This is a genomic window from Actinomycetospora sp., from assembly GCF_036497245.1.
Lineage (GTDB): Bacteria > Actinomycetota > Actinomycetes > Mycobacteriales > Pseudonocardiaceae > Actinomycetospora.
The window spans coordinates 1-8,566 of record NZ_DASXJS010000188.1 but is presented as its reverse complement, the minus strand read 5'-3'; the positions used below and the strand labels follow the sequence as shown (position 1 = coordinate 8,566).

General features: G+C 73.1%; 10 protein-coding genes. 6 read left to right on the top strand and 4 right to left on the bottom strand.

Going from position 1 to position 8,566, the window contains the following annotated elements; all coding sequences use genetic code 11:
* Positions 1 to 71 precede the first annotated feature (71 nt).
* Complete coding sequence (locus VGI02_RS19730; RefSeq protein ID WP_331629988.1) at positions 72 to 356, top strand: DUF1905 domain-containing protein; 285 nt, start codon at positions 72 to 74, stop codon at positions 354 to 356.
* Here the strand turns inward: VGI02_RS19730 and VGI02_RS19725 are convergent.
* Together VGI02_RS19725 and VGI02_RS19720 are read right to left on the bottom strand one after the other, a co-directional pair.
* On the bottom strand, positions 325 to 1,728 hold the full coding sequence (locus VGI02_RS19725) for a pyridoxal phosphate-dependent decarboxylase family protein (RefSeq protein ID WP_331629986.1): 1,404 nt from the start codon (positions 1,726 to 1,728) through the stop codon (positions 325 to 327). The two genes, VGI02_RS19730 and VGI02_RS19725, sit on opposite strands and share 32 nt — an antisense overlap.
* 11 nt (positions 1,729 to 1,739) lie before the next feature.
* Entirely contained in the window at positions 1,740 to 2,033 is a 294-nt protein-coding gene (locus tag VGI02_RS19720) for a helix-turn-helix domain-containing protein (RefSeq protein WP_331629984.1), read from the bottom strand.
* A gap of 50 nt (positions 2,034 to 2,083) precedes the next feature.
* Here VGI02_RS19720 and map point away from each other — a divergent pair, with 50 nt between their 5' ends.
* The 5 genes from map to VGI02_RS19695 all read left to right on the top strand — a co-directional run bounded on the left by map (position 2,084) and on the right by VGI02_RS19695 (position 7,388).
* A complete protein-coding gene (gene map / locus VGI02_RS19715; RefSeq protein ID WP_331629990.1) occupies positions 2,084 to 2,899 on the top strand; it encodes a type I methionyl aminopeptidase in 816 nt (271 codons plus the stop codon).
* Between the two features lie 367 nt (positions 2,900 to 3,266).
* Entirely contained in the window at positions 3,267 to 3,599 is a 333-nt protein-coding gene (locus tag VGI02_RS19710) for a transglycosylase family protein (RefSeq protein ID WP_331629982.1), read from the top strand.
* A 93-nt stretch (positions 3,600 to 3,692) separates the two neighbouring features.
* Positions 3,693 to 4,184, top strand: coding sequence for a L,D-transpeptidase (locus tag VGI02_RS19705; RefSeq protein ID WP_331629980.1), 492 nt, complete (start codon positions 3,693 to 3,695; stop codon positions 4,182 to 4,184).
* A 210-nt stretch (positions 4,185 to 4,394) separates the two neighbouring features.
* Positions 4,395 to 6,239 carry a TIM-barrel domain-containing protein gene (locus VGI02_RS19700; RefSeq protein ID WP_331629978.1) on the top strand — a complete coding sequence of 615 codons (1,845 nt, stop codon included), beginning with the start codon at positions 4,395 to 4,397 and terminating at the stop codon, positions 6,237 to 6,239.
* Between the two features lie 144 nt (positions 6,240 to 6,383).
* Positions 6,384 to 7,388: a R2-like ligand-binding oxidase gene (locus VGI02_RS19695; RefSeq protein ID WP_331629976.1), complete on the top strand. Its 1,005-nt coding sequence runs from the start codon at positions 6,384 to 6,386 to the stop codon at positions 7,386 to 7,388.
* Between the two features lie 71 nt (positions 7,389 to 7,459).
* Here VGI02_RS19695 and VGI02_RS19690 read toward each other — a convergent pair whose 3' ends face one another.
* The gene (locus tag VGI02_RS19690; protein ID WP_331629974.1) at positions 7,460 to 7,882 is read right to left on the bottom strand and encodes a DoxX family protein; all 423 of its coding nucleotides are present in this window, start codon (positions 7,880 to 7,882) and stop codon (positions 7,460 to 7,462) included.
* Positions 7,879 to 8,566, bottom strand: a 688-nt coding sequence (locus tag VGI02_RS19685; RefSeq protein WP_331629972.1) for an MBL fold metallo-hydrolase, incomplete at its 5' end; no start/stop codon positions are given. The genes VGI02_RS19685 and VGI02_RS19690, both read right to left, overlap by 4 nt.

Below are 8,566 nucleotides of genomic sequence, written 5' to 3'. Positions count from 1 at the left end.
GGCCCGCGCGGGTGTCGAATCCTCGGCGCCCGTAGCGACACTCCGGGAGACGACATCTCCCGGAGGACCCGATGACCGTCCCGCAGACCCTCGACCACACGTTCTCGGCCGTCGTGCAGCGCAGCACGGCCCCGGGTGGCTGGACCTACGTCGTGATGCCGGGCTCCGCCGAGTACTTCGGCACCCGCGGTCGCGTGAAGATCCGGGGCTCCGTGGACGGCCGGCCGCTGCGGACGTCGTTCATGGCGCTCGGCGACGGCACCCACAAGCTCCCGATCACCGGGGCCGTGCTGCGCGCCCTCGGCAAGAGCGCCGGGGACGAGGTCACGGTGCACCTGGAGACGCGGGAGAGCTGAGCGCGTCGACGAGGTCGGTGATGCGCGTCGTGGCGCGCGTGACGTCGGCCGCGGTCGTCGACCAGTTGGAGACCGAGAACCGCAGTGCGGGCCGCCCCTGCCAGGCGGTGGTGCCGATCCAGCAGGTCCCGTCGCGCTGGACGGCGGCGGCGAGATCGGCGACGTCGAGGCCGTCGGGCCGGAACAGGACCTGGTTGAGGACGACGTCGTCGAGGACCTCGACCCGGGGATGCCGGGCGAGTTCCTCGGACGCCTGCCGGGCCAGGACACAGCACCGTTCGACGAGGTCGGCGACCCCGTCGCGACCGAGGGTGCGCAGCGCGGCGTAGATCGGGACGGCACGGGCCCGCCGGGAGTTCTCCGGGGTCCGGGCGGCCGGGTCGAGCTCGCCGAACGGCAGGTAGGCCGCCGAGGTGGTCATCGCCTCGGTCAGCGCGCCGCGGTCGCGCACGATCGCCATCGCGGCGTCGTAGGGCACGTTCAGCCACTTGTGCGCGTCGACGGCCCACGAGTCCGCCCGCTCGACGCCGGCGACGAGGTGACGCCTCGTGGGGGCCGCGGCCGCCCAGAGCCCGAAGGCGCCGTCGACGTGCAGCCAGGCGTGCTCGCGGGCGTCGACGAGGTCGGCGATCTCGTCGAACGGGTCGCTCGCCCCGGTGTTGACCTGGCCCGCCTGCGCGCACACCAGGACCGGCCCGGGGATCGTGGCCAGGACCTCGCGCAGCCGGTCGGCCCGCATGCGGCCGTGGACGTCGACGGGCACCCGCACCGCGCGGGCGGAGCCGAACCCGAGCAGGCGCAGCGCCTGGATCATCGTCGCGTGGGCGTGCTCGCCGACCACCACGGTCGGCACCGGAGCGCCCGCCAGACCGTCGCGCTCGACGTCCCAGCCCTGCGCACCCACCAGTGCCCGCCGCGCCGCCGCCACGCACGCCACCGACGCCATCTGGGCGCCGGTCACGAACCCGACGGCCGCACCGTCCGGCAGCCCCAGCAGGTCGAGCACCCACCGCCCGGCGATCTCCTCGACCACCGCCGCGGCCGGGGACATCACGAAGGTGGCGGCGTCCTGGTCCGCCGCCGAGACCATCCAGTCCGCGCCGAGCGCGACGGGCAGCGCGCCTCCGGTGACGAAGCCGAAGTAGCGCGGTCCGCCGCTGGCCACCAGCCCCGGCTCCAGGGCCGCGGCGAGCTCGTCGAGCACCTGCGCCGGGGGCGGTCCCTGCGCAGGCAGCCGGTCGTCGAGCCGGGCCCGCATCTCGGCCGCGTCGACCGGGACGCCGACCGGCCGGTCACCCAGCGACGCCAGCCAGCGCCGCGACCACGAGCTCGCCCGGTCCAGCGTCTCGTTCCACCCGGTCTCGTCCCCCACGGGAACGGACCCTACGAGGCGACGGAGCTCCGGCCGGGCCCATCGGGGCGGCGCCGGTCGACCTCGGGCTCGCAGGCCCCGGCGACGGTGTCGAGCGGGAGACCCAGCTCGCCGGCCAGTGCGGCGATCGTGAAGAACGCCGGGGTCGGGACACGACCGGACTCGATCTTGCGCAGCGTCTCGACCGACATCCCCACGGCGGCGGCGACCGAGGTCATGCTCCGATGACCCCGGGCGTCACGCAGCACCTCGCCGAGGCGACGGCCTCGCTCGTGCTCCTGGGGAGTCAGCGGCACACGCACCATGGGCGTGATAGTAATACCGGTATAACTATCCCCGCCTCGTGGAGCGCACCGTGATCGAGCTGAAGACCCCCGACGAGATCGACCGGATGCGCTCCGCCGGCCTGATCACCGCCCGGGCCCTCGACGCGGTCCGACGCGCCGCCCGTGTCGGTGTCCGCCTCGACGAGCTCGACGCGGTCGCCGCCGAGGTCATCGCGGCTGCCGGCGCGGAGCCGCTCTTCCTGCACTATCAGCCCGGCCCGGCCCCCTCGCCGTACCCGGGTGTCACCTGCCTCAGCGTCAACGACGCCGTCGTGCACGGCATCCCGAACGGCTACGCGCTCGCCGCCGGGGACCTCGTCAGCGTCGACTGCGGGGCCCGCCGCCTCGGCTGGAGCGGCGACGCCGCGATCAGCTTCACCGTCGGCGAGCACCCCGATCCCACGGTCGCGGAACGGGACGCGGCGCTCATCCGGACGACGCAGGCCGCCCTCGACGCCGGGATCGCCGCCGCGCGGCCCGGCGCCCGGCTCGGCGACGTCGCGCACGCCATCGGCGAGGTCGCCCGTGACGCCGGCTACGGGCTCATGGCCGACCACGGCGGCCACGGCATCGGCCGGGAGATGCACGAGGCGCCGCACGTCCCCAACGAGGGCAGGCCGGGGCGCGGCGTCCCCCTGCGCCCCGGACTGGTGCTGGCGCTCGAGCCCATGCTCATCGCCGGCGGCACCGACGCCTACGTCGTCGACCCGGACGGCTGGACGCTGCGCACCGCCGACGGCTCACGGGCCGCCCACATCGAGCACACGGTCGCCATCACCGAGCACGGTCCCGAGGTGCTCACCGACCAGCGGAACGTCGTCGGCGGTCTCGCCGGAGTGCTCTAGCGTCCGGGCTGGGGTCGGATCCGTCACACCGACGTCCGGCTCAGCCGCCGACCGCGCCGTCCCTGCGGCGCTGCAGGGCCTGTTCGCCCCCGGGACGGAGGGGGCGGGTGGGATCGGGGAGGTCTCGTCTCGGTTACCGTCGAGTCCGTCGGCACCCACACCGCTCCACGGGGTGCCGGCCTCGCCCGAACCGGCCGCGATGTCCTGCCCCGGTTCTCCCCTGGGGCGTGCCGTACTCGCAATCAGGCGGGCAGGACCACACCCGGCCGACGAGGCCGGGATGTGCCGGCGGGCCGGACGGGGGAACCAGATCATGAGTGGACGTCACAGCCGTTCCCGCACGACCAGTCCGCGATCACGGCTCGCCGTGACCGCCGCCGTGGGGGCCGCGGTGACCGCGCCGTTGGCCCTGGCGGGTGTCGCCCAGGCCGCCCCGGCCGCGGCGGCCCAGAAGGACGCCACGTGGGACCGCATCGCCCAGTGCGAGAGCACCGGCAACTGGCATGCGAAGACCGGCAACGGCTACCAGGGCGGGCTGCAGTTCACCCCGTCGACCTGGAAGGCGTACGGCGGCCAGAAGTTCGCCCCGAGCGCTGACAAGGCGAGCCGCGAGCAGCAGATCGCCGTGGCCAAGCGGATCCAGGCCGACCAGGGCTGGAAGGCCTGGCCGAACTGCTCCGGCAAGGCCGGAGCGGCCTGACCCACGCATCGGGTCACCGCCGGTCCGCAGCGCGCTGCTGCGGGCCGGCGGCCTTGCCATGCCCTTCTCGCCGACGAGAGGACCGATCTGCTGATGGGTAAGCACCACAGGACCCGGGCCCCGGCCCCCGTCGCCACACCGGCAGGCGTGCTCGCCGCCGCGGTCGGGCTCGGAGCCCTGGCCGCTCCCGGAGTCGCCGCCGCGGCGCCCGCGACCGCGCCCTCCGCATCGTCGCCGTGCGCCCCGACGGTCAAGGCCTGCGCGTCGATCTCCCAGCACAAGGCGTGGCTGACCGACGGTCACGGACACACCGTCGACGGCCCGGTCGACGTCTCGACCGGCGGGCGCGGTCAGGAGACCCCGACCGGGCAGTTCACCGTGCAGTGGAAGGACAAGAACTTCCGCAGCAGCGAGTACCACGGGGCACCGATGCCGGACTCGGTGTTCTTCGACGGCCAGGGGCGGGCGTTCCACGAGGGCAACCTCGGCCGCACCTCCGGGGGCTGTGTGCACCTGAGCCACGACGACGCGCAGCGCTTCTTCGACCACCTCCAGCCCCGCGACCGCGTCCAGATCGTGCGGTAGCGGGGAGCGGCGGGCAGGGCCGCCACTTTCCGGGTCTTTCCCGGTCAGCGCCCGTACCGTCCGAGGTCGGACCCCGTGCGAGGTGGCGACCATGTCGAGGTATCCGTCCGGCTGCCCGGCACACGCGGCCCACGGGGGCGCCGCCATCGGCGCACGCCGATTCTGATCCGGGTCGGTCGTCGACGGCGCAGGGCCGGTCGAGTCCGGGTCGTGGTGCTCGTCGTGGTCCTGCTGGTGGCCGCGTTCGCCGCGGGTAGCGCGAGGGCCGAGCGCCCGCCGTTGCCGTGGGCCCCGGTGGATCCGACGCTCGCCGGGGTGCTGAGCCCGGTTCGGGGCACCAGCATGAGCACGGAGTGCTCACCCGAGCCCGGCCTGTGCTCGCTGCGCCTGCACGCACCCGACGGGCGCGGCGTCGCGGTACGCCTCGCCGCCCGGCCCGATGAGCGCTTCTTCGGCATGGGCGAACGCTTCGGGTCGCTCGACCTCGGGGGCCAGGTCCTGGAGAACCGCTCGCAGGACGGGATGGGCGACGAGACCGGGACCAGCTACTCCCCGACGCCGTTCCTGCTCTCCAGCCGCGGCTACGGCATCCAGGTCGACACCACCGCGGACCTCACCGCCGACCTCGCCACCCCGGGCGAGATCAGCGTCGACATCGCCGCGAGCGACACCGTGATCGACGTGCTGACCGGCCCGGACCCCGCCACGGTCCTGACCCGCCGCGCGGCGCTGATCGGCATGCCGACGGTGCCGCCCGACTGGGGCCTCGGTGTCTGGAAGAGCCTGATCGGCGGTCCCGCCCGGGTCCTCGCCGACACCGACCGCCTCACCGCCGACGGCGTCCCGCTCGACGCCGTCTGGATCTACGACCTCGTCGACCCGGTCTCGGGTCTCGGGTGGTCCTGGCCGATCTACCGGCCGGTTCCGCTCGGGCAGTATCCGGACCCCGCGGCACTGATCGCCGCCCTGCATCGCCGCGGGGTGAAGGTCCTCGGCTACCTCAGCCCGTTCCTCGTCCCCGGAACCCCTGGCTTCGGAGCGGCCGCCGCCCGGGGCTACCTGGTCCGCAACCCGGACGGCTCGATCTACACCGAGCCCTGGATGTACGCGGACCGGCGGGCCTACCTGGACTTCACCAATCCGGCGGCGACCGTCTGGTGGCAGGACCGGCTGCGCTACGCGGTCGGCGTGCTGGGATTCGACGGCGCCATGCAGGACTATGGCGACCAGGCCCCGACGGAGGCCCGCTACGCGGACGGGACACCCGGCGACCTGATGCGCAACATCTATCCGCTGCTCTACGCCCGGGCCGCGAGGCAGGCCGTCCAGTCCGTGAGGCCCGACGCGACCGTGCTCTTCGCGCGGTCGGGCTACACCGGGTCGCAGGCCTGGGTCACCGGTCGTTTCACCGGCGACCAGACCCGGGACTGGGACCCGCACACCGGCCTGCCGTCGGTGCTCGCCGGGATGCTCAACGGGAGTGTCTCCGGATGGCCGTACTGGGGCCCTGACATCGGCGGGTTCATCGACGGGGACGACGGCACCGATCGGGACCGTGGGCTCTGGGACCGATGGGTGCAGCTCGGGGCGCTCTCCCCGACGATGCGCGACATGCTCGGCGTGCAGGCCGACCCCGTCGGCGTCGCGTCCGATCCGTCGACCGTGGCCACCTTCCGGGGCTACGCCCGGCTGCACCAGGCCTTGATCCCCTACCTCTCCCGCCTCGCCGCGGAGGCCGGCGCGACGGGTCGACCCCTCATGCGGCCACTGTGGCTCCAGGACGCCACCGATCCCACGGCATGGACGATCGAGAACCAGTACCTGCTCGGCCCCGATGTCCTCGTCGCTCCGGTCGTGACCGCCGAAACGACCCGGACCGGGGTCTACCTCCCCGCGGGGCGCTGGCGGGACTACTGGACCGGGCTCGAGCATCCGGGGCGGACCTGGGTCACGGTCGACGCCCCCGCCCAGCACATCCCGCTCTTCACCAGGGCCGGGTCAGCTCTGGTCCTCCCGCCGCCCGACGCGCTCGGCCTGCCGACCTCCGGGACCTGACGGCGCCTGTTCCCGTCGAGGTGGTGTCTTCCGCCCCCGAACGAGGCATGCCGGCGCCCTCTCACCGGTGATCCGTGCCACCGTCGCGGCAGCCCGAAGCCATCGAGCGGGTCGAGATTCGCCATCAGGGACGGAGTCAGCGCCATGAGCACCACACGCAGCATCGCGCACGGACAGCGCACCGGCTACGCCAGCCTCGAAGCCGGCCGACTCTCGTTCGACTCGTTCCCGATGCGCCTGTTCACCAAGGGGAACGCACGCCACTGGAACCCCGCGGACATCGACTTCAGCCAGGATGCGCGGGACATGGCTGCGATGACCGACCAGGAGCGCTGGCTCACCTCGGCCCTGGCCGCCCAATTCATGGCCGGCGAGGAGTCGGTGACCCAGGACCTGCAGCCCTTCATCGCCGCCATGGCCTCCGAGGGTCGGCTCGCCGACGAGATGTACCTGACCCAGTTCCTCTACGAAGAGGCCAAGCACACCGAGTCGTTCCGGCGCTGGTTCGACGCCGTGGGCATGACCGATGACCTGCACGAGTTCGTCGACTTCAACGACGCCTACACCCAGATCTTCGCCGACGAGCTGCCGGCCAGCCTGCACGCGCTGCACGCCGACCCGTCACCGGCCAACCAGGTCCGCGCGTCGGTGACCTACAACCACGTCGTCGAGGGCGCGCTCGCGCTGACCGGATACTTCGGCTGGGGCAAGGTCTGCGCCTCCCGCGGGATCCTCCCGGGCATGCAGCAGGTGGTGAAACTGATCGGTGACGACGAGCGTCGGCACATGGCCTGGGGCACCTACACCTGCCGACGTCATGTCGCGGCCGACGACGCGATGTGGTCGGTGATCAACGACCGGCTCGAGGAACTGTTCGCACCCGCCGTGGCCGTGATCGCCAATACCTTCGACCACTTCGGCGACCAGGACCCGCCGTTCGGCATCAGCGTCGACGAGATGACCGAGTACGCCGCCGACCGGCTGAACCGGCGCCTGGGCACCATCGAGTCCGCCCGCGGCGCCGACCTCCGCACCATCGACAGCGACGCCGACCCCGAGCGCCTCGAGGAGACCTTCCACGCCGAGGACCAGGCCGCGTTGCAGCAGGCGGCAGGCTCCGGAGAAGCACCCGTGGTGGCCCAGGCCTGACGTTCCACCGGGCACCAGAGGCGATGGTGGGAAGCAGCGCGAGACCTCCCCGATGAGGTCGCGGTCGGGGTTCAGCGGCCCAGAAGGGTGCGGCGCGGGTGCCGGACGAGGGCCATCGTCTCGTGCCGCCGCATCCAGGCCACGACCGCGACGAGGACGAGCACGACGGCCGGAAGGAGGACCATCGGACCGCCCACCGTGACGGCGGTGATGATGACCGCTCCGGCCATCAGCACGACGCAGCCCGTCGCGGCGACACCCGCGAGACGGGGGATCAACAGCCCGATCGCGGCCGCCAGCTCCACGACGCCGAGCGCCACCGTGCCGACGGGTCCGATGCCCAGCATCGCGAAGCCGGCGACGACCGTCGCCGCGAGCGAGACCTTGCCGATCCCGGAGAACACATAGACCGCGGCGAGCAGCACCTGGAGCGCGCCCAGCGTCAAGCGCCGGGCGCGGGAACGGTCGACGGCCGGAGCGGTTGCGGTGGTCATCTCGGGCTCCTCGGCGCGCCCGAGAATCCGTGCGCCCCGTCGTGCTCGTTTCGCTGGGCGAGGTGCTGCACCTGCCGGTCGTGTACGTCCGGCAGCCGGTCCTCACCATCCGAGCCCGATGGGCCGACCCGCGGGTCGCCGGGAACGTGGCCGTCACGCACGGCGTGCACGTACGCCCGATCCTGGTCGATCCGTGACTGCACCCGATCAGGTCCGCCGATCGACCCGTGGCCGGGGACCACGACATCGACGTCGTGCGCCACGCCCTCGAGCAGTTGCAGTGCGGCGAGGTAGTCCTCGATCGGGTCAGCGGGACCGTTCAGGTCGAGCATCGGAACCAGGACATCGGAGAGCATGTCGCCGGCGACGAGAACCCCGCGGTCCTCGATCACCAGCGCCGCGTGGCCCGGGGCATGCGCTCGATGCTCGACGATCCGGACTCCGGGGCCGTCCCAAGGAATCCGCGCCGTCCCGGCGGGCAGTCCGGTGATGAGGCCGAGCAGCTCCAGCGGTATCTGCTCGACGATGTCCGGGGGCATCATCCTCGCGACGCGGTCCTTCGCGCCCGCGTCCGACAGCCGAGCTCGGGCAGTGGCCGCACAGCCGGCCGTGCCGTAACGGGGCGGCGCGCCGAATCGGGCGTCCCAGAGCAGGTGATCCCAATGCGGATGCGTCGAGAAGCCC